At 68.1% G+C, this 20,920-nt stretch carries 18 protein-coding genes and 2 pseudogenes; 11 read left to right on the top strand and 9 right to left on the bottom strand.

Features of this window, described 5'->3' with window-relative positions; genetic code table 11:
* Positions 1-151 precede the first annotated feature (151 nt).
* Positions 152-979, top strand: a complete 828-nt coding sequence (locus MKW14_RS38660; protein WP_374116659.1) for a tyrosine-type recombinase/integrase — start codon at positions 152-154, stop codon at positions 977-979.
* Positions 980-1,245: 266 nt separating this feature from the next.
* Positions 1,246-3,306: a tyrosine-type recombinase/integrase gene (locus MKW14_RS38655; protein WP_240871150.1), complete on the top strand. Its 2,061-nt coding sequence runs from the start codon at positions 1,246-1,248 to the stop codon at positions 3,304-3,306.
* A 194-nt stretch (positions 3,307-3,500) separates the two neighbouring features.
* On the opposite strand, the pseudogene MKW14_RS38650 reads toward MKW14_RS38655, so the two are convergent.
* The 3 genes and pseudogenes from MKW14_RS38650 to MKW14_RS38640 all read right to left on the bottom strand — a co-directional run.
* Positions 3,501-4,343, bottom strand: a pseudogene (locus MKW14_RS38650) (tyrosine-type recombinase/integrase); the annotation flags it as partial.
* 713 nt (positions 4,344-5,056) lie between these two features.
* Complete coding sequence (locus MKW14_RS38645) at positions 5,057-5,338, bottom strand: hypothetical protein (RefSeq protein WP_240871146.1); 282 nt, start codon at positions 5,336-5,338, stop codon at positions 5,057-5,059.
* Positions 5,335-6,390, bottom strand: coding sequence for a tyrosine-type recombinase/integrase (locus tag MKW14_RS38640; RefSeq protein WP_240871145.1), 1,056 nt, complete (start codon positions 6,388-6,390; stop codon positions 5,335-5,337). Before MKW14_RS38640 ends, MKW14_RS38645 begins: the two co-directional genes overlap by 4 nt.
* Between MKW14_RS38640 and MKW14_RS38635 the strand changes: the two genes are divergently transcribed.
* From MKW14_RS38635 to MKW14_RS38615, 5 genes are all read left to right on the top strand, one after another.
* Complete coding sequence (locus tag MKW14_RS38635; protein ID WP_240871144.1) at positions 6,389-6,769, top strand: hypothetical protein; 381 nt, start codon at positions 6,389-6,391, stop codon at positions 6,767-6,769. The two genes, MKW14_RS38640 and MKW14_RS38635, sit on opposite strands and share 2 nt — an antisense overlap.
* 399 nt (positions 6,770-7,168) lie before the next feature.
* The gene (locus tag MKW14_RS38630) at positions 7,169-7,777 is read left to right on the top strand and encodes a TetR/AcrR family transcriptional regulator (protein WP_240871143.1); all 609 of its coding nucleotides are present in this window, start codon (positions 7,169-7,171) and stop codon (positions 7,775-7,777) included.
* A gap of 213 nt (positions 7,778-7,990) precedes the next feature.
* A complete protein-coding gene (locus tag MKW14_RS38625) occupies positions 7,991-9,127 on the top strand; it encodes a spirocyclase AveC family protein (protein WP_240871142.1) in 1,137 nt (378 codons plus the stop codon).
* 394 nt (positions 9,128-9,521) lie between these two features.
* Positions 9,522-10,079: a cysteine hydrolase family protein gene (locus MKW14_RS38620; RefSeq protein WP_240871141.1), complete on the top strand. Its 558-nt coding sequence runs from the start codon at positions 9,522-9,524 to the stop codon at positions 10,077-10,079.
* A gap of 151 nt (positions 10,080-10,230) precedes the next feature.
* A complete protein-coding gene (locus MKW14_RS38615) occupies positions 10,231-10,659 on the top strand; it encodes a Tn3 family transposase (protein WP_240871138.1) in 429 nt (142 codons plus the stop codon).
* 182 nt (positions 10,660-10,841) lie between these two features.
* Here the strand turns inward: MKW14_RS38615 and MKW14_RS38610 are convergent, their stop codons facing one another.
* Positions 10,842-11,630, bottom strand: coding sequence for a class I SAM-dependent methyltransferase (locus MKW14_RS38610; protein ID WP_240871136.1), 789 nt, complete (start codon positions 11,628-11,630; stop codon positions 10,842-10,844).
* 738 nt (positions 11,631-12,368) lie between these two features.
* Here MKW14_RS38610 and MKW14_RS38605 point away from each other — a divergent pair.
* The gene (locus tag MKW14_RS38605) at positions 12,369-13,793 is read left to right on the top strand and encodes an ISL3 family transposase (RefSeq protein WP_240871134.1); all 1,425 of its coding nucleotides are present in this window, start codon (positions 12,369-12,371) and stop codon (positions 13,791-13,793) included.
* Between the two features lie 7 nt (positions 13,794-13,800).
* Here the strand turns inward: MKW14_RS38605 and MKW14_RS38600 are convergent, their stop codons facing one another.
* The 4 genes and pseudogenes from MKW14_RS38600 to MKW14_RS41735 all read right to left on the bottom strand — a co-directional run.
* Positions 13,801-14,970, bottom strand: a complete 1,170-nt coding sequence (locus MKW14_RS38600) for a hypothetical protein (RefSeq protein ID WP_240871133.1) — start codon at positions 14,968-14,970, stop codon at positions 13,801-13,803.
* On the bottom strand, positions 14,967-15,524 hold the full coding sequence (locus MKW14_RS38595; RefSeq protein WP_240871132.1) for a hypothetical protein: 558 nt from the start codon (positions 15,522-15,524) through the stop codon (positions 14,967-14,969). The genes MKW14_RS38600 and MKW14_RS38595 overlap by 4 nt, the downstream gene beginning before the upstream one ends.
* Positions 15,521-16,396: a tyrosine-type recombinase/integrase gene (locus MKW14_RS38590; RefSeq protein ID WP_240871196.1), complete on the bottom strand. Its 876-nt coding sequence runs from the start codon at positions 16,394-16,396 to the stop codon at positions 15,521-15,523. Before MKW14_RS38590 ends, MKW14_RS38595 begins: the two co-directional genes overlap by 4 nt.
* A gap of 105 nt (positions 16,397-16,501) precedes the next feature.
* Positions 16,502-16,549: pseudogene (locus tag MKW14_RS41735) on the bottom strand (hypothetical protein); the annotation flags it as partial.
* 771 nt (positions 16,550-17,320) lie between these two features.
* Between MKW14_RS41735 and MKW14_RS38580 the strand changes: the two are divergent.
* Positions 17,321-17,782, top strand: a complete 462-nt coding sequence (locus tag MKW14_RS38580) for a hypothetical protein (RefSeq protein ID WP_240871131.1) — start codon at positions 17,321-17,323, stop codon at positions 17,780-17,782.
* A gap of 269 nt (positions 17,783-18,051) precedes the next feature.
* Here MKW14_RS38580 and MKW14_RS38575 read toward each other — a convergent pair whose 3' ends face one another.
* Positions 18,052-18,690, bottom strand: coding sequence for a transposase family protein (locus MKW14_RS38575; protein ID WP_240871130.1), 639 nt, complete (start codon positions 18,688-18,690; stop codon positions 18,052-18,054).
* A 378-nt stretch (positions 18,691-19,068) separates the two neighbouring features.
* On the opposite strand from MKW14_RS38575, the gene MKW14_RS38570 reads away from it, so the two are divergent.
* Complete coding sequence (locus tag MKW14_RS38570; protein WP_240871128.1) at positions 19,069-19,767, top strand: SDR family oxidoreductase; 699 nt, start codon at positions 19,069-19,071, stop codon at positions 19,765-19,767.
* Between the two features lie 910 nt (positions 19,768-20,677).
* On the top strand, positions 20,678-20,920 hold a 243-nt coding region (locus MKW14_RS38565), incomplete at its 3' end, for a hypothetical protein (RefSeq protein ID WP_240871124.1).

Below are 20,920 nucleotides of genomic sequence, written 5' to 3'. Positions count from 1 at the left end.
TCCCCGGACGATCGATGCCTACGCCCGGGGGCTGGCCGAGTACCTGGAGATGTGCGAGCGGGAGAATGTCGACCCACTGACCGCGAACCGGGCACACATCGCCGTCTATGTAAGGGAGTTGACATCTCGGCCGAGCCGCCGGGGAGCGAATGTGGTCTCGATCGACTCGGGCTCGGGCCTGGCCAACGCCACGATTCAGCAGCGCCTGGTACCGGTCCGGCTGTTCTACGACTTCCTTGTGGAGGACGGACTGCGCGACTCCAACCCGGTCGGCCGGGGCCGCTACACGCCTGGCCGCCGGCACCGTGGCGGGCACGAGCGCGGCCTCGTTCCGAGGCTCACGAAGCTGCCGTGGATACCCACCGAGCGGCAGTGGTTGGACATCCTCGCGGTCGCCGCCGCGGAGCCGGTCCGCAACCGGGTCATGCTCGCTCTCGCCTATGACGCCGCACTGCGCCGCGAGGAGCTGTGCTCGCTGCGGACCGATGACCTCGACCCGGCCCACCGAACCCTGCGGGTACGGGCTGAGACGACCAAGAACCGGCTGGAGCGCGTCGTCCCGTACTCCGCGCCGACCGGCGTCCTGCTCTCGGGCTACCTCGCACACCGGGCCAGGATCAGCCGGGCCCGCGGCCCGCTGTTCCTGTCGGAGTCCCGGCGCAACCACGCCCAGCCGCTGAGCCTGTGGACCTGGTCGAAGGTCGTCCGCCGGATCGCATTGGCCGCCGATGTCCCGCGATTCTCCACGCACACCACGCGACACCTCTGCTTGACCGACCTGGCCCGGATGGGCTGGGAACTGCACGCCATCGCCACCTTCGCCGGCCACCGGCACACCGACTCCACACTCACCTACATCCACCTGTCGGGCCGGGATCTGGCCGACAAGCTCAGCCGTGGCATGGAGCAGATCCACGGCTGGCGGGTGCAGATGCTGGCCCGTCTCGGCGAGCAGGCGACCGGGACGGTCGCGCTGTGACCGCGGCGATATCGGCGGCCGCTTCCGAGACGGCCACGGCCCCTTCCTGGCCTTGGCCCATTGACCCGGCCCGATACGACCGTCGCCCCGAACTCGCTGAACGCGAGAGCGCGGCGCTGACCGGTCTGGGTTGGGAGGTTCGCCGACGCCGGGGCTATGCCCCGGAGCGGGTCGAGTGGCGGGCGATCTCCCGACTGCTCCGCCCGCTCGACGATGCACGAGCCGTGCTTCGGTGGTGCCCGGACACGCCCGCCCATCGCCGGGCCGTGACCGACGCCATCGGCCTGATCCTGCGGCGCTGCCTGGAGGACGGCACGTCGTTCTGGGCGTGGTCGGCAGACGACTGGGTCCGCCTCATCGCCCCTGGCCACAAGGAGTTCGAGGCCGCCTGGCCAGGGTGGATTGACGGCACGGTCCGGCCCTACGTGGCCGCGTTCGCCTACCTGCTCGGCGACTTTACCGACTTCCACCGCATCGGCGGGTTCATCCGCCGCTCGCTTGCCTGGCGCGTCTTCGGTCAAGAGCCGGTCGAGGAGACGATCGCGCAGGTGGCGGCCACCCTCCAGGGCTGGGGCTATCACCCCTCGAACGGCGCCTTCGGCCAGTTCCGCACCGTGCTGGTCCAGATCATGCTGATCAACCGCAGCCCGCTTCTGCAGGACATGACCACCGATGCCTTGCAACGGGCCCGCGAGAGCCCTGCGCTCCCGTCCGGGGCCCGGCGCGGAAACCTCCACGGTGTTCACCGGGCGATCGCCGCCCTCGGACACGCCGGCCCACCGCCCAAGCCCATCCACGCCGTGATGCCCGACCTCGAAGGCGTTCCTGAGCCCTGGGCCGCGATGGTGGAGCGCTGGCACGACACCTCGACGCTCACGCCGAAGGTCAGGGGCGGGTTCCGGTCCATCGTGGCCAAGGCGGGCCGGTGGCTCGCCGCCGAGCACCCCGAGATCGTCGAACCCGCCCAGTGGACCCGCGAGACCTGCGCGGCCTGGGTCGCGGCCCTGGACCGGATGACCGTCGGCGAGCACGTGCAGCGCCGGGCGGGACTCGACAAGCGCGGCGGCAAACCGCTGTCCCCTCGCACGAAGGCCGGCTACCTCACCGCGACCAGGACGTTCTTCCGGGACTGCCAGGAATGGGAGTGGATTCCCCGCCGCTTCGACCCCGTTCGCGCACTGGCCACGCCCAGGAGCGTCGCGGCGCTGATCGGCCCCAACCCCCGGGTGATCGCCGACGACATATGGGCGAAGCTGCTGTGGGCCGGGCTCAACGTCGATCCCGAGGACTTCCCGACCAACACCTACGGACTTTGCTACCCGATCGAACTCATCCGCGCCGTCACCCTGACCTGGCTCTTCGGTGGCCTGCGCAGCGACGAGATATCCCGCCTCCGCACGGGCTGCATCCGCTGGCAGCACGACGGCTTCCCCATTCCCGGCGACTCCGACGAGGTGCTGGCGCGCGACGCCGTTTGCCTGCTGGACGTCCCCACCCACAAGACCGGCACCTCCTTCACCAAGCCCATCGACCCCCTGCTGGGCAAGGCGATCGAGGCATGGCAGGATGCACGGCCGCAGCAGCCGAGGATGCTGGACCGCAAGACGGGTGAGCAGGTGGACTTCCTGTTCGCGCACCGGGCCAAACGCCTCGCGAACACCTACATCAACACCGCGGTCATCCCCTCGCTCTGCCGCAAGGCCGGCGTCCCGACCGCCGATGTCCGGGGCAACATCACCAGCCACCGGGCCCGGTCAACGATCGCCAGCCAGCTCTACAACGCCAAGGAGCCGATGACGCTGTTCGAGCTGCAAGCCTGGCTCGGTCACCGGAGCCCAGAAGCTACTCAGCATTACGCCAAAATCACCCCGAACACGCTGGCCAGGGCCTACAACGACGCCGGGTACTTCGAGCGCAACGTCCGCACCATCGAAGTCCTGGTCGACCGGGACGCGGTCACCTCCGGAGCGGCCGCGTCGGGCGAGCCGTGGCAGTACTACGACCTCGGTCACGGGTTCTGCACCTACACGTTCTTCGAGCAGTGCCCGCACCGGATGGCCTGCGCTCGCTGCGACTTCTACACACCGAAGGGCTCCAGCAAGGGCCAGCTCCTGGAGGCCAAGGACAACCTTCAGCGCATGCTGGCGAGCGTCCCGCTCAGCGACAAGGAACGCGCTGCCGTCGACGACGGTCAGGCCGCGCTCGACCAGCTGCTGGAACGACTGGTCGACATCCCCACGCCAGCCGGAACGACACCCCGCGAGATCGGCGTTCCGGCGACCGCGACGCTCCTACCGATCGTCGCCGTCAACCAGGGCAAAGGCTGAACTACTTGACAAATCAGATTCCACAGAATGCAGTAGCCGTGGCCCAGGTCGTAGTGCTGCCACGGTTCCCCGGCGGCGGCCGCGCCGGAGGCGACGGCGTCGCGGTCGACGAGGACCTCGATGGTGCGTACGTTGCGGGCGAAGTACCCGGCGTCCTCGTACGCCTTGGTCAGCGTGTTGGGGCTGATCTTCGCGTAGTGCTGGGTGGATTCCGGGGAGCGGTGGCCAAGCCACGCCTGCAGTTCGAACACGGTCATGGGCTCTTTGGCGTTGTAGAGCTGGCTGGCGATGGTGGAGCGGGCACGGTGGCTGGTGATGTTGCCGCGGACGTCGGCGGCCGGGACGCCGGCCTTGCGGCAGAGCATGGGGATGATGCTGCTGTTGATGTAGCCGCTGGAAACAGGACGGGCGCGGTGGGAGAACAGGAAGTCGACCTGTTCTCCGGTGCGTTTGTCGGTTCGCTTCGGCTGCTGGGGTCGGAGTGATTCCCAGGCGTTGATGGCCTGTCCGAGCAGCGGGTCGACCGGTTTGGTGAACGCGGTGCCGGTCTTGTGCGCGGGTACGTCCAGCAGGCAGACGGCGTCCCGGGCGAGGACGTTATCGGAGTCGCCGGCGACGGGATTGCCGTCGTGCTGCCAGCGGATGCAGCCCAGGCGCAGCCGGGCGATCTCGTTGCTGCGCTGCCCGGCGAACAGCCAGGTCAGCGTGACGGCTCTGACGAGTTCCAGGGGGTAGGTGGGTCCGGCTTTGCCGCGGGGGATGTCGGCCGATTCCAGGTTGAGTCCGGCCCACAGCAGCTTGGCCCAGACCTCGTCAGCGATCACCCGTGGGTGCGGGCCGAGCAGGGCAATGATGCTGAGCGGCACCGACAGAGCTCGCAGGGGGTCGAATCCCGGGCGCAGCCACTCCCAGTCCTGGAGGTCGCGGAAGAAGACCCGTACGGAGCGGATCAGGCCGGCCTTCGAGTTGGCCTGCAGCGGTTGGCCGAGGCGTTCTGCGAAGCTGCTGGTGCGCACGACGTAGTCGCCGATCTCCATGCGGTCGACGGCCGCGATCCAGGCCGCGCACGTCTGCCGGGTCCATGCGGCGGGATCGGCGGCTTGCGGCTGCTGTGCGGCGATCCACCGTCCGGTCTTCAGCAGCGCGGCCCTGACGTGGAGGCGGGAGCGGTGGGTCATGGTCGTCGTGGCGTTCCACCGTTCCACCCAGGCGGCCCATACCGGTGGCACCCCGGTCTGGCTGACCACATCGGAGCCGGAGACCGTGGCGGGCGGGTCGCAGAAACCGAGGGCTGCCACGGCCCGTTGCACCGCGTACAGGACCCTCATGCCCCCGTCGGTCAGAAGCTCCTCGCGCCGGACGCGGTCAAAGAACGGCGTGGTGAGGTCACCGGTGTGCGGGCTGCGGTTGAGGAGGAAGAGCTGGCTCATCACCGAGGGCACGCCTTTGTCCTCTTCCTTGCCGTACTGATAGCCCCAGCCGGTCAGCACGGTACGAACGCGCGCGATCTCCTCTTCGACCAGCCGTCGCCCGAAGACGCGGCAGGCCAGCGACAAACGGTCGAAGTGCCCCAGATGCCGGAACCGAGCGTAGCCGCCCAGGTGGTAGGCGTGGCCGCAGAGGAAGGGCCTTACGTACCCCTCCGCCCAGGCGGGCACCTGCTCCTGGTAGGCCTTATGGTTGCGGCCGAGGAAGTCCAGCCAATCCTGCTGGCTCCAGCCCCAGAAGGTTCGGCCCACGTCCGCAGACCTCAGCAGGCGGCTGCGTCGTGTATGGCCCGCCGCGTGTGCATGCTGGGCGGCGTGTCGAAGCTGGCGTTGACATCCTGCAGAGGTCGCAGGAGTCGCCCGATCTCGGCCCACTGGGGAGCATCCGGGTCGTGATGGCGCAGCCGGCGCAGGTTTCGCACGCCCAGCTCGCGAATGGCACGCTGCTCCGCCATCGACAGCACGGGCGAACGGTCGTAGCGGCGCAGGTCGATCGGACACTGCCAGCCTCCGCCGGTACCCACAGTCGCAACGGTGGTCGTCATCGCGAGACTCCTCCCGCCGCGTCGTTCTGCGTGCCCGCGGCGGCGAGCATCCGTACCCGCCAGGCGTGAATGTGGTCCATCCCGCTCTTCAGCTTCTCGGCGAGATCACGGCCGGAGAGGTGGATGTACCGCAACGTCGTGTCGGTGCGGCGATGCCCGGCGAACGACGCGATGGCGTGCACCTCCCAGCCCATCCGTGCCAGATCGGTCAGGCACAGATGCCGGGTGGTGTGGGTGGAAAACCGTTCGACACCGGCCGTCAGCGCGAGACGGCGCACCACCTTCGACCACGTCCACAGACTCAGCGGCTGACCGTGGTTGCGCCGCGACTCCGACAAGAACAGCGGCCCCCGGGCCCGGCTGATGGCCGCGCGACGGGCGAGGTAGTCGGCCAGCAGCACACCCGTCGGCGCGGAGTACGGCACCACACGCTCCAGCCGGTTCTTCGTCGTCTCCGCCCGCACCCGTACCGTCCGGTGCGCCGGATCCAGATCACCGGTGCGCAGCGAGCACAACTCCTCCCGGCGCAGCGCCGCATCGTAGGCGAGCGCCAGCATCACCCGGTTCCGCACCGGCTCACGCCGCGCGACCTCCAGCAGGTCCAGCCACTGCTGCTCCGTCGGGATCCAGGGCAGCTTGGAAAACCGCGGCACCAGCCCCCGCTGACCGCTCGCGCGCCGACCAGGGGTATACCGTCCGCGGCCCACGGGATTGGACTCGCGCAGCCCTTCCTCGACAAGGAAGTCGTAGAACAGGCGCACCGGCACCAGACGCTGCTGGATCGTCGCGTTCGCCAGCCCTACCCCCGACTCGATGGACACGACGTTCGCGCCGCAGCGATGCGGCCGAGACGTCAACTCGCGGACGAACATTCCCACATGCGGTCGACCCGCCGACAGCGGATCGACCGCCTCGCGCTCACACAGCGCAAGGTATTCCGCCAGCCCGCGCGCATAGGCGTCCAGAGTCCGCGGGGCGCGCCCGAGATCTTCCCACGCCTGCAGCCAGGTTGCCGCGTGATCGTTTCGCGCCAGTACCGGCCACTTGGCCATGAGTACCGATGTGCTGCTCAAGCCGTTCCCCAGGATCGTGGATGAACCCGGGCTACATGATCACCCAGGGAGATTTTACGTAACTTCTACGTACACGTTCTTCGAGCAGTGCCTGCACCGCATGGCGTGCGCCCGCTGCGACTTCTACGCACCCAAGGACTCCAGCAAGGCCCAGCTTCTGGAGGCGAAGGACAACCTCCAGCGCATGCGGGCCGCGATCCCGCTGACCGACGAAGAACAAGCCGCCGTCGACGATGGCCAAGCCGCCCTGGGCCAGCTCCTGGAACGCCTCGCCGACATCCCCACGCCGTCCGGGCCCACCCCGCGCCAGTTGCTGCCGATCATCGAGGTCCGGCGGGGCATCGCCGATGGCCTGTGACACGGCCGCACCCGGCATGAGCCGACGATAAGTGCCCGTGTCCGAAGTCGCTGAAGTGACCTTCTGGCGGGCCTAGCCTGGTCACATGGCCCATGGTGACGGCCGGGCGCCCGTCCGGTATTGCCCAGCCTGTGGTGAGCGGCTCCGACCGGACGCAGACCCGCGGGCCCGGTTCTGCCGGACGAAGACTGCAGACCAGATCATCGATGCCATCGGACGCCAGTGCGCCAAGGATCTCCGGACCGGGACACAGGGTCGCCGGACGCTCACAGTGCGATCAAAAGCCTCCCGCGAAATGAACCGCCCTGGACTGTGACAGTTCACACCCTCCGTTCCGCGCCAGCGCAGCCGTGTGCATAATAAGGAAAGGAAACAGTTTCCCTTCCTGTGGAGGCGGCAATGAAAGAGCCCAAGGCGGCTACCGTCGGCCGGCCACTGAGCCGTGAGCGGGAGGAGGCACTCCTTGACGCGGCGCTTGAGGTGCTGTCCCAGGTTGGGTACGACAGGCTCACCGTCGGCGCAGTGTGTGAGGCGGCCGGAGCCAGCACGAAGACCGCCTACCGGCGGTGGGCCAACAAGGATGAACTGATGGCGGCGGCCCTTCAGCGAGCGGTTGAGCAAGAGCTGGCGGCATCCGTCACCCTGGCAGACACCGGAACACTCCGCGGCGACCTGATCGCCAATATGGAGAGCCAAGCAGCGTCCGAGAAGGCGTCGCCCAACCTCGCGGTGGGTCTGATCGTCGCGTCCCGGATCGCGGGCGACCTGGGTGCCTTCGCGCGTGAGCTCATCCGGCGACACGAGACCGCTTACTGCACAGACCTCCTCACCGCTGCGGCCGAGCGGGGAGAGATCGGGCCCGACGTCGACGCAGAGTACGTCGCCGATGCGGCGCGATCGTTCTACCTGCACGAGCTCCTGGTGCATGGCGTTCGTCCCGACCGGGCCCGGATCGCCCGGTTCGTCGACCGTGTGCTTCTGCCCCTCTGTCACGACCGGAAGACCTGAGACCCAATGAGAGCCTCCTCCATCTCTGAGGGACGGTCCCCGTCGTGAGCAAGACCGGCAACAGCCCTCGTCTTCGACAGTCCTTGACCGGCCCGGAGACCGAACCTGTCTCCGTGGGCCATGAACACCCCGAGGTAGCGGGTGCTTTGATCACCGACCACGAGCTGCGCCGCTTGGTCCATCAGATGGTGCTGCCCGCTTGGCGGCGCCCCTGTGCGGACTGACGGCGCAAAGCCGGCCTGGACCGGCGTGTCGGCGCGAGCTCTGTCTTGCGACCACTGCCGCCCCGGCCAGAGGGCGCCCGTCGGGCTGCTCGAACTCCTCATCCCGAACAGAAAGTTCGTCATGCTGCAAGATGTCCCTGCCGTCGACGTCGCCGGTCGGCGTCGGCTTCGGCCCGTGCATGTCTGGGCCGGCCTCGGCGCGGTATTCATCGCCGTCCAGACTGCCGTCTACATCCGATGGATCGCCTCGTCGGATTTCAGAGCCACACCCACCGGCCCTGACCACCTCTCCTCGACCGGGCTGTTGATGGTGCGGGGCTTCGAGGCCATCAGCACCGTGATGGGGGTCGTCGGGCTGATCTGGTTCATCCGCGGGATCTACAAGACCCGGCGGATCGACTCAGCCCGCCTTCTGATGCTCGGCTGGTTGTCCTCCTACTGGCTGGACCCGTGGCTGAACTTCCTCACCCCCATGTTCACCTACAACTCCGCCGCGGTGAACCGCGGCAGCTGGGCCGGATTCATCCCCGGATATCACAGCACGAACGGCAACCGCATCGCCGAACCCCTGCTGATCAATCCGTCCAACTACTTCGTCACCTTCACCTTGGCCACCTTCGTGTCCCTGTGGGCCATACGCACAGTGAAGCGACGCCGGCCCGAGGCCCCGCTCTGGCTTGTGATCCTCGCGGGGTTCGCCAGCGTGTGGTGCACCCTAAGCCTCATGGACCTGGCCGGCGCCCTAGTCCAGCACATCGACGCCTGGCCCGGCGCCATCCAGGGTTTCTCCATCCATGGCGGCCACTACGACCAGTTCCCGATCCTTGAGTTGGTCTTCTTCCCCACCCCGTTCGTCATCGCCGGCTACCTGCTCTACCGCCGCGACGAAAACGGCCTGACGGCCGTCGAGCGCGGCAGCGAGCAGATCACCGGCCCCCGCTGGAAGGCCAACGCCGCGCGCATCCTCGCCGTCGTCGCCCTGTGCAACGTTCTCAACCTCGGCTACACCACCGCCATCGGCACCTTCACCCACTACACCACCGACCACTGGCCCTCGGACATGCCCAGCTATCTCACCAACGAGCAATGCGGCGGCATCACCGACATCACCTGCCCCACACGATGATCCCTCAGCGCAGCCGTGTGGATAATAAGGAAAGGAAATACTTTCCCTTCCTATGGAGGCGGCGATGAGAGAACCCCGGTAGCGCTGCAGATAGGACACAAAGGGAACTGCGGGCTCGGCGCCATCAATACCAGCCGAGGGGCCGGATGACGGCGCCGCGCCGCCGCGCTCATCACCGGCGGCGCGGCGCCGACGAGGAACGGCGGGCCGCCCGGGATCCCGGCGCCGAATCACCGGGCGGCTGCTCATCGATCCCGACGACCTCGCCGGCCGGCACTGATCATGTATACCGAAGGAATTCCGCACGAGGTAGTCACCCGTACTGACAACCCGTTCACCTCCTGACCGGGGCGGGAAAGACGCGGAACCCCCATACCAGAAAGGAACAAACACCATGCCCGTGACGACGCTCGATGAGCGCACCGCCCTGGTGGTCGTCGACCTGCAGGCAGGCACCATGGCCTACGAGATGGTCCACCCGATCGCCGACGTGATCGCCAACAGCGCGGCCCTGGCCGCACACTTCCGGGCCGCCGGCCTGCCCGTCGTGCTGGTCCGGCTCGATCCCGCCCAGATGCCCATCGGGCGCAGCGAGGTCTCTGTTCCCCGTGTCGAGCAGACCCCGGACGGGTTCCTGGACATCGTCCCCGAACTGGATCAGCAGCCCGGCGACCTGGTCATCACCAAGGGCGGCTGGAGCGCACTGGAAGGCACCGACCTGGCCACTGAGCTCCAGCAGCGGGACGTGACCCAGGTAGTGGTCACCGGCATCGCCACGAGCCTCGGCGTGGAGTCCACCGCCCGCCACGCACACGACGCCGGCTTCAGTGTCACCATCGCCACCGACGCCGTCACCGACATCAACGCGGAGGCGCACAAGCACGCCATAGGGACGATCTTCCCCCTCCTGGCCGAGAACGGCACCACCGCCGAAATCCTCGCCCTGCTGTAGACGTACCGCTGAACGTGACTCTGACAAGATTTTCGGGCGTCGGAGATTTGGTGCCGTGGTCGACCGGTCCGCATAGACGGCGGGCCATTTGATCAATCTCGACATCCAGGCGTTCGCAGGGCACACGGCTTGACACAGCAGATTCCACAGAATGCTGCGCTACCTCTCGGATGCGCCACTGCGCCGGCGGGTGACGGCGGCGACCAACAAGGTGGAGTCGTTCAACCGGTTCTCCCAGTGGATCGGCTTCGGCAACCGTGGCGTCATCGCCGACAACGACCCCATCGAGCAGGAGAAGGCGATGAAGTTCAACGCGCTGCTCACGAACGCGGTGATCTTCCACAACGCCCTGGACATCGCGGAGATCGTCCGTCAGCTACTGGAGGAAGGGTGGGAGATCGCCCCGGAGGACTTGGCGCACATCTCGCCATACCTGACCGAGCACATCAACCGGTTCGGCGAGTACTCCACGCACGAACTCGGCATCCAGCCCGACGCATACGACCCGAAACTCGACGTCGACTTCACCCCACTGCGCGAGCAGGACCTGACCGCCGCCGGCCTCGACCAGGCCGCCTGACGTGACGTGGCTTCAGCGGCGCAGGACGCTGACGCCTCCCTGCCCAGGATCGGGGCGTCCTCGCATCCTTCGGGGGTGACGAGGTAGGGGCCGTCACCACCGCCGCCCGGCGCCTGGCCCGCGAGGAAGCGGCCGACGACGAGGACAGCTGACCGCTCCGCAGGGGCTGGTCGCCCTGGTTGCTACTCGGCCTGCAGGACGAAGAACAGGAAGCACAGGAAGCGCGGCTCGGCCGCGATGGCCTCGGGGAACATCTCGCGGGCGGCGGGATCAGGCTCCGGCTCGCTGATGACCGTGATCCGGAAACCGGCCCCGGTGAAAGCCTCGACCATCGCGTGCAGCGGCCTGTTCCAGCGACTCACCAGGGCGGTATAGCCGCCCACGGTCCACTCTACGGTCCAGCTGGTGGTGTCGAAGTAGCTGCACTCGGCCTCGCGGCCGGCCTCACGGTGTATGAGGTTGATGGCAAAGGGATGGTCGACGGAAGCGATCAGCCGACCGCCGGGCTTGAGTATGCGTCGCAGCTCGGCCAGCGCCGGCCCCCAGTCCTCCAGGTAGTGCAGCACCAGGGACGCCACTACATCGTCGAACGTGTCATCAGAGTAAGGAAGCGGGCTGCCCAGGTCCGCCACCTGCAGGTCCGCACCGTCGCCGAGCCGCTGCCGGGCCAGCTCCAGCATCCCGCCACTCGCGTCGAAGCCACTCACCATGGCGCCACGGTCGCGCAGCGCGGCAAACAGGGACCCCGAGCCGCAGCCGGCGTCGAGGATCCGCCGGCCGGCCACGTCTCCAGCGAGGGCCAGCATCGCGGGCCGCTCGTAGTAGGCATTGACCAGGTTGGTCTCGTTTGCGGCCGCGTACGCCCCGGCGAAGCTGTCGTAGTCGTTGCCCTTCGACGGATCCACACTCACCTCGGACGGCGAGACCAGCCTGGAGGAAATCGCGTGCTCTTGGCGCTCGCTTGAGATCATGGTGCGGGAGACGTGCGCTGCAGCAGTTCGGTTCCTGGCTGCGGCCAACTGCTGCGCTGCATCGTCGCACGGGTCGAACTCGTCTCCCCGGAGTCCTCTCCCCGTCCGGGCCACGCCGGTGCGGCGGGCCCTCCCGGAACACAGCGAGCGTCCCCGGCGCCGGTGCCGGAGAGCCGAAGCGCGAGCGCGAGGCTCCCTGGCCCGGGTTTGTTTCATAGGTGTCCTGTCCCAGATAACTGTGGGCAGGGTGGGGCTCTGACCTGTGGTGCCTACGGTTGCGTGGGACAGGTTGGCGGTCGGTGTCCCGCTCAACCGTAGGCAGCGCGATGTTCACCCGCAGAGCCAGGCCAGCAGGCGCCGTGTAGTCGGTCGCGACGTGCTGGCTGCCGTGGCTCGGGGAGCCGACTTCGCTCTTCTGACTTGTTGGGCGAGTCGGTACTCGTCGGCGTCACGGATGAGTTCTTGAGAGCGGATGTCGGCGTACGGACTTTCCTGGCCCCGGCAAGATTTCCGTGAAGCTGGAGTGTGCCACCGTGCGCCGGTGACGCTCCGTCACGGGCGAGGGCATTGTCAGCGAGTGTGATGACCTCTTACCGATCATGTCTCCGCACCTTGATGCGGTGCGGGTGGAACGAGTGTGGGTGGTGGGCGATGTGGTCCGCATCAGCGCCTGCACTCGCGAGGTGACGGTGGCGTGTCCGGACTGCGGTCGTGGTTCTGCGCGGTTGCACAGTCGCTATGGCCGATGTCGCCGTCGGTGGGCGCCCGGTGCTGATCGGGCTGTCGGTGCGGCGGTTGTTCTGTGACAACCCGCGCTGCGGCCGGCGGACGTTTGCCGAGCAGGTCGAGGGGCTGACGGTGCGCTACCAGCGCCGCAGCCCGCTGGTGCAGCACCTGGTGGAGATGGCCGGGGTGCTCCTTGCCGGACGTGGCGGCGCCCGGCTGCTGCAGATCCTGAAGGTGCCGCTGTCACGGACCAGCGTGCTGTTCCACTTGATGCGCTTGCCGCTACCGCCGGCCGCAACCCCGAGAGTGCTGGGCGTGGACGACTTCGCCCTGTACGCGGACGTCTACGGAACCCTGCTGGTGGACGCCGAGACCCGCTTGCCGATCGAGCTGTGGGCCGGGCGCGACGCCGAGCAGCTGGCCGCCTGGCTGCGGACGCACCCCGGTGTTGAGGTGGTCTGCCGGGACGGCTCGCTGGTCTACCGTCAGGGCATCGCTGACGGCGCGCCGGACGCGGTGCAGGTCAGCGACCGCTTCCATCTGTGGCAGGGGCTGTCGAAGCGGATCGGGGACATCGCTGCCGCCCACCGCGACTGCCTGACCGCCGCGGTGCCTGAGCCCGAACCGGCACCACCGCCGTCGCACGAACCGTGTGAGGCGGCCGATACTCCCGCTCGCCGTCACGCGAAGCGACTGTTCGAGACCGTCCAGGGATACACCGGTACAGCCCGCAGTCTCAGCGCGATAGCCCGCGAACTCGGCTTGAACCGCCGCACCGTGGCCAAGTACGCACGCGCTGGATCCTGGCAGGAGTGCATACGCCGCACACCGCCCCGCCGGTCCACGAGCCTCGCCCCGTATCTGGACTACTTGCGGCAGCGGTGGGAGGAAGGCGAGCACACCGCGACCGTGCTGCACCAGGAGATCGCCGCCAAGGGCTACCGCGGCCATTACCAGCGGGTCAAGATGGCCATCGCGCCGCTGCGTCGCGGTCTGCCGATCGACACACCGCGCGAGCGGCCACCCTCGCCCCGCCAGGTCGCCCGGTGGATCACCACCACACCGCCCCGGCGCGGCCTGCACGCCACCGAGACACTCCATCGACTGCTCGAACACTGCCCGGAGCTCGACCAAACCCACACTCTGGTAAGGCAGTTCGCGGCCATGCTCGATGCCTGCGACGCCGCCCCGCTGCCGGACTGGCTCGACCAACTCGCGGCCTCTGGCCTGCCTGCCTTGGCGAGCCTGGCCAACGCCATTCGCGAAGACCAGCCAGCAGTCGTGCAAGGGATCACCACCCCGTTCAACTCCGGCGTCAACGAAGGCCGCATCACGGATCTGAAGCTCCAGAAGAGGATCATGGCTGGCCGCGCCGGTGTTCCGCTCCTGCGCCACCGCGTCGTCCTCATGGCGCACCTCCGACGCCGCTACCCGTGACGGAGCGTCACCGGCGCACGGTGGCACACTCCAGCTTCACGGAAATCTTGCCGGGGCCACGTTCACGTGTACGCCGACAGATGATCGTCGACAGCACGTTGGCCAGTTCCGGGCCGACGACCAGGAGTCGTTCGATGTCGGTCTTGGACGGGGCTATCTGCAGCAGCGGTACGATCTCGGCGGTGGTGGGGGGCCGGTATTGGACCAGGCTGTGGTGGCTGAGCTCCAGCATCTCCTCGATGCGGATTCCGGTCAGCCGCAGCACTTCGATGATCGCCCAGGCCCAGAAGGCGTGGTTCTCCTCGCGGTTGAGGAGCCGCTGTCGGCCTGTGACCGGATCAGTGGCCCAGATGTTGTCCGGCGTGGCGTGGGGGCGATGTGTGCGAATCAGCGTCTGGCCGACTGCGGCGAACTCCTGGCCGGGTTCGGCTTGGCGTCCGGCGGCCAGGAGCGTCTCGGCTTCTTTGCGGTGCTGGTAGGTGGAGCGCACGAGGGCTGGCAGAACGAGCAGCCGCTCGCGGGTCCGGGCGTCCATCCGGGCTTTTCGGCGTCGTGTGGCTTTGCGCCGGTCGAGGTCGTGCTGGCTCACTGGGCTGGGCGCAACCCAGGGGCCCCAGCGGGCGGGATCCTCCAGCGTCCACTGCGCGAGGTCCAGGTAGAAGGCGCGGACCGTTGCCAGGGTGTCGTGGTAGTTGAGGCGTTCGACGGTCACCTCGATCCGCTGCCCGTCGTCGGTCGCGATCTTCTTGGTTCTGGTCTGCAGGCGCTGTTTCCAGGCCGTCGCCGCAGCCTGGTCCAGGCGCAGCGAGGCGATGCCAGGGTGGTGCTGCTCCAGATCCACCCAGAAGCTTTTGGCCAGGTGATAGACCTCGCCGCGTCGCGTGGAGTAGTCGAGGGCGGGCTGCCGCTCCTTGAGGTAGTCCACCAGCAGGTCGCGGATCGGGCGGCAGGCGATCAGGTAGCGGTCGACGAGTTCCTCGACAGCCAGCTGGCCGTTGCCCGTGATCTCCCTCAGCGTTGGGACGCCGGGGCCGAAGACCCCCAGCTCTCGCAGGACCCGGAACGCGGCTGAGCCCAGGCGCCGTTCTCCGCGCAGGGAGTACTCGATGTCCAGGGACTCCAGCAGGTCGCCGACGGTGATGTCGGCCGTCGTCCCGCCTTTGGCCGCGATGATCACTGCGAGGCGGAACACGATGTGCTCACGCGCGTCGTCGGTGATCCGGAGTCCTGGCGGCAGAACCGATTGACGCGGTCGAAGCCTGCGGCGTCGCGGGACCAGATCATGTTCCGTGCGACCTTGCGCTTCTTTCCGCCGGTGAAGAGCCAGGACAGCGAGGGGCGTATCACGTCGGCCCCGACCAAGATGATCAGCGCGCTGGTCATGGTCTCCAGCCGTGTCCGCGAGTATTTGCCCTGCCGCTGCAGCCAGCAGGCCAGTCCGTCAGCCCAACGCTCGCCGGCTGCGTCCGCGCCGCTGGCCAGCCATCGCTGCTGCCAGTTGTCTCCGGGCTGCTCTTGCAGCCACTCCAGCAGCAGCCTGAGCCCGCGGCGGCGGAAATTGTGGCTGCGCGGCGTCTGCCTGCGGGGAGACACCGCCGCCCACAGCTCCAGCACCTGCTCAGTCGGCTGTCTTGTTGCCGGCCAGTCATCAGGCACCGGCCGAGCCGGGTAGCGGTCACCGATCGCTGCCACCGAGGTCGACGCGTTGACGGTCCTGGTCGCCGTGCTCACCGGACCTCCCTGGCGAAGAGCACGTCCAGCGTCCGCTGGTCGTAGCCGGGAGCCGGCGTCGGCTCTTGCCGCGCCGCAGCCTGCCGCGTCTGCTCGGCATGGTGGGCCAGCACCCTCCTGATCACGTCCTCTTTCCGGGGCGTCAGGTAGATCTGCGTCGTGGTCAGCAGCGCGTGGCCGAGGACCAGCTGTACGTCAGTCAGCGGAAGCATCGGATCCTCCGCCATCCGGTAGGCCGCGGTGTGCCGCAGAGCGTGCAGCGTGGCCGAGGTGCCAGCTGCGGCGTTCACCCGCTCGAACATCCGGTGCGCGGCGTGGTAAGTCAGCGGACGCATCGGCCGCCGCAACGTCCACCACAGAGGAAGCCTGCGCCCCTTCGGGATCAGACCCTCCATCTCGACCTGGTAGAGCCGCAACCACACGCATGCGTCCGTGGACGCCGGGAGCTCGGCGACCTCACCCGCGCCCTTGCGGACCACCGAGACCAACTGTCGACCCGGATCAACCCCGCCCTGCGTCGTCGACAGCAACTCCGAGGCCCTGGCGCCGGTGGACACATAGAACGCGACCAGCGCCCGGTCCCGGTGAGATGGCAGCCGCGCGAAGATCTCGTTGAACTCCTCGTCAGGGATGGAACGGGGAACACGTTTGGGCACCCGTGGCCGATACAGCCCGGTCCGCTCCTTGCGGAACGGCTCCATCGGGTTGTGATGCGCATTGGGCCGGCTTCCGCGGCGGGATCGGTCGAGGGGGAACGGGTTGATCAGAATCGGGCCGCTGCTAATCCCGAGGTGGAAGTCGTAGAAGCAGCGCAGCACTGTCTCGTTATGTGCTCGCACCGAGGCCGCGAACGGAACCCCGGACAGCTTCATCACCGCAGCGTCCTCGCCGTGGCGCCAATGCGGGCGGACCGGTTTGCCGGCGATCAGTAGCCATCTGCAGAAGTCCCGTGCCTCCACGCGCGTCGCGCGGTCCCACGAGAGGCCAATCGCCCACAGGAATCGGAACCACCGCAGTAGGTCCATCCCGTAGGAGCGAATTGTTGCCGCGCTGCGGCCGGCTGCTTGCAGATCACGGAAGTACAGAAGTACGCGCTCACCGCCTCGACCGGAACCCCGTCGCAGTCAAGCAGGCAATACGGCTCCCACGGATCGCCGGTCGCTGCGAGCGAGCCCACCAGCGGAACCGCCAGGGACGCGAGATCCCGCTGCGACACCTCGTCTGTCGTCACGGGCAGCGACCGTAGAGCAACGAGCCCCGACATGTCCTCTGAACTGCGAAAACAGCCGCTTTAGTGCAGTCAACATGAGGCTGTAGCGGTCGGCCCTGGGAGTGAACACCCGCCCGGTCTCGAACGGCTCATCCGGCAGGGGCAGCAGCAGCGGCTGTTCGACGGCGAAGTACTCGTCGATGGTCCGCGGCCGCGAGCCGATCCGGCGCCGGCCGTCGTGCAGGTCCCAGCCCCGCCGCAGGCACCCTCGGCCGGCTGGCGCGGCCCGCACCCTCCACGAGCAGGCGGGCCCCGGCCTTCGCTGCCGACAACAACCACCCGGACAATCAACAGCAGCCCTGCCGGAAATCCACGGCTGTGGCCGCAGTGCGTGACCGCCTCGAAGACGCAGCGGATCCTTCTGCGGCGCCCAAGCCGCCGTGCCCCGCAGGGCAGGACCCGCCACCCCGGCGCCAGGGGCCCGCGGGGAACCGACACAGGGTGGGTGGGCGTCTTGAAGACCATGATCAACGCTCCCGGGACGGCGGCACACCGGCAAAGACGCACGGCGGCGGCCCCAGCAGCCGTGATTGCGGCAGTCGCGGTCCTGGCCGGGTGCGCCAGCACGCCGCAGCCGACCGGGGACCCCGACCCGGGCGGACGGCTGCTCGCGGCGATCAAACCAGTGCTCGGCGCCGCACCCGCAGGGGCACACATCTCCTCCAGACACGCGACCATGCCGAAGTGGGACTCCTGCGACGGGATTGAATCAACCTACGGCTGGGACGAGCCGACCGTGAACCTGGACTTCACCGGCGGAGGCACCGACGCCCAGGTCATCGCGCACCTGAAGGCAGCCCTGCGAACATTGGGCTGGACCTTCGACACCGCGAACTCCTCCCCCACCGGGCCCTGGTACTGGCACAAGACCGTCGCCACAAACGTCCAGGGCACCGTCCAACTACTGGGCGGCTCCGCCTCCAACCCCCCCGACTGGGACCTCCAGGCCACCACTCCCCCAGCCACCCACCCCGCCACCGGCTGCTGAACCGCCACCCGCCCCCCGTCAGGCAGACCACACCCGGCCAGCCCGCTTGCAACCGCGGGCGCCGCACGCGCCAGCGCCAGTGCGAAGACGAACTCGAACTACGCCAACTCGGCTGGTCGCCCATACCCCCCGGCAGTAAGGGCACCCCGGATTCCACGCCCAACCGGCCCAGTGCCCGTCGCCGACGAACGCACTCCCCTCTGCGAGGGCCAGGCCGCACCCCACCAATTCACCCTGCTGAGCCGGCTCGCCGCCCGCCCTGTCGACGATCACGTAATTCGGCTCTGGCGCCGATCTTGTGACGCATGGCCTGAGCTCCAGGGAGTGGAGAGCCCGGCGGTGGCGGCGTCGATGTCGCGGCTCAGTCCGTTGACCAGGGAGTGCAGGGCAGGTAGATCGTCGGCGAGTATGCGGTCCATCCAGGCAGGCAGTTGATCGCCCGTCAGGTCGCGCATCATGGCAGTGAAGTCGCGGACATGGTGGGTGACGGCATCGAGTTCGGGGCAGCTGGTCCGGATCTCCTTGAGATCGGCGGCCTCATCGGTCAGGTTGCCGGGGTCGGTCATGATCCAGCGGACGATACGGCGGGGCCGTGGAGCCGGACCACGCACCGGCGGCGCGGCGGTGGCGGCCTTCAACAGGCGGAGGTAGCGCTGGACGGTCTGGATCCTTCCGGCGAAACCCAAGGCGACGATCTCCTGGTGGAGCTGGGCAAGGCACGTGAACCGCCGCACCAGCAGCTCGATCACCACACTGGCCCCACCGACCCCGGCATCCGCGAGCCTGCGCATGCACCGGCCGTGCACCCGGCCCGACGCACTACCGCAGTGCGGACAGTCCGCACCCTCCGAGCGGGCCCGCGCATGCATCGTGACCACCCCGGTCGCAGCCCGCTCGACCAACTCCACGATGACACCGTCCAGATGAGGGAACAACACCTGGAAACCCTGCGAAGAACAGGCGAGACATGATCACAGCTAACCGCTAAGTCCTCGCGTACTCCTGTCCGTCATGCTTGCCGGACCAGGAGCGTGAGCGCAGCCCCGGCCCTGCGCGCCCCGCAGGACCCAATGTGGGGTCCAGCAGGGCGGTTTCGGCCACTTCGTGCGGCGTCGCGGCTGGTCAGCGAGGGCGAACAGGCTCGGTCGGAAGATCGCTGGGTATAGTGCAGGCGTTTCGGGGAACCGGCGGCCCGGAGTCGGTCGACTTCACGCGCAACGTGGCGTTCATCGACGTCCGGGATCCTGGCGGAGCCCCGATGACCACATCGTTGAGGAGGCCGTCCCATGGAACCCGTCACGCTGATCACCGGTGGCTCGACCGGAATCGGCGCTGCCACCGCCCGCGCCCTGCTCAAGCAGGGCCACCGCGTGGCCGTCACCGGACGTGACGCGGACAAGCTGGCCGCCTTCGCCGCTTCGGCCGCAGCGGGCGAGCGGCTGCTGACGATCACCGGCGACACCAGCGACGCGCACGACGTCGCCTCCGCCGTGCGCCGCGTGGTCGACGCGTGGGGCCGACTGGATACCGTCATCGCCAACGCCGGTTTCTCACTGCCCGGCAACCTGGAGAGCCACGCCCCCGAGGACATGCGCGCCATGGTCCTCACCAACGTCCTGGGCCCGGCCCTGCTGGTGCGGGAGACCCTGCCGCATCTGCGGGAGTCCAAGGGCCGGATCGTGATCATCGGTTCGGTCGCCGGGGTGCGCAACACGCCGGGCAACCTGTACTCGGTCACCAAGTGGGCCGCGCACGCGCTGGCCGAGAACACTCGGCTGCTGGTCGGCAAGGACGGGGTCGGCGTGACCGTCGTCGCCCCCGGGGTGGTGGACACCCCGTTCTGGGACGAGCGCGGCGGCACCCCCGAGGCGGCGCCGGCGATGACCGCCGAGCAGATCGCGGACACGATCGTCTTCGCCGTCAACCAGCCCGCGGGCGTTGACATCAACCACATCACCCTGCGGCCGACCGGGCAGCTCGGCTGACGCCGCGCTCCCAACGACCGTACGACAAGGCGCCTTCGACCTCCGCCGCGTACCACGCGGTGCAGGCCGAAGGCGCCTTCGTGTCCTGTCCCAGATGACTGTGGGCAGGGTGGCCCTCTGACCTGCGGTGCCTATGGTTGAGTGGAACGAACGTGCCCCCACCGTCCCGTTCAACCTTAGGCAGTCGACTCTGAAGCGTGCAGCTGAGCGGCATGAGCAGAGCCCTGGGCACCAGTTGTCATGGTTGTTCGGCAATCACTCAATTGAGTGGACGAGCGGATCTTTCGCAGGTAGCTTGATCGCGCAGTACGCCGCTGACCACGACGTATTGCTGATGCCTGTGAAAAAGAAGAGGGGGGTAACGAATGAAGGCCAAAGTGGCTTCGTTCGCACTGTTGGGGTCCGTTGTTCTTGGGTGGCTCCCGCTTACGCCGATGCTCCCGATGTCTCCGACCAGAGCTCAGTAGGGTCTGCGGGCACCAGTGCCGCTGACGGCGACGCAGCGGCCAGTGCAGAGGGAGGTCAACTTCTCCTTGCGACCGATGAGCAGTACGTCCAGACTTTCGGTGCGGCCAAGGCTGCTCAGCAAGGACTCACGTACGAAGCTGTCACCGAGGCGGACTCGCCGACGGATTCTGCCGTAGCGGATGACACGGACAAGACCATCGCGGAGGCAGACTCTGCTGCCGCGGCTGACGCAGGGGCGGCAGCCGATGAGGCTGCTAGCAGCCATTGAGCGATTTTCATCCTGAATTCGCAGGTCGGGCCGCTGGTGTGGGTGGAGATTGACGCGCTCGTGCTGATCTCGGACGTGATCATTAGCAGGTGATCGTCTGCCACGGGCCGGTTCGCGGGTTCTGGGGTGGTCCGCCCGAGGCGTCTCGTAGGTTTTGCAACGGGAGGGAGGCGCATGGTGGACGTGCTGACGTGGACGATCGAGCGGCGGATGCGACTGACTGAGCGGGCCGAGCTGCTGCGCAAGGAGCTGGCGGAGATTGACGCCGAGCTGGGCCGGCTGGAGGCGGCCGAGGTGGTGTTCGGGCAGTGGACCGAGGCGACGGACGGGGGACGGCGGCCCTCGGGCCTCGTGGAGCCGGAGCCGGTGGTGGTGACGCCCGGGGCGGGTGGGATGCGGCTGATCCCGGACCGCGAG

The sequence above is a fragment of the Streptomyces gilvus genome (assembly GCF_022513565.1).
GTDB classification, from domain to species: Bacteria; Actinomycetota; Actinomycetes; order Streptomycetales; family Streptomycetaceae; genus Streptomyces; species Streptomyces gilvus.
Note: the sequence above shows the minus strand (reverse complement) of the source record. Positions and strands in the feature narration are given on the sequence as shown.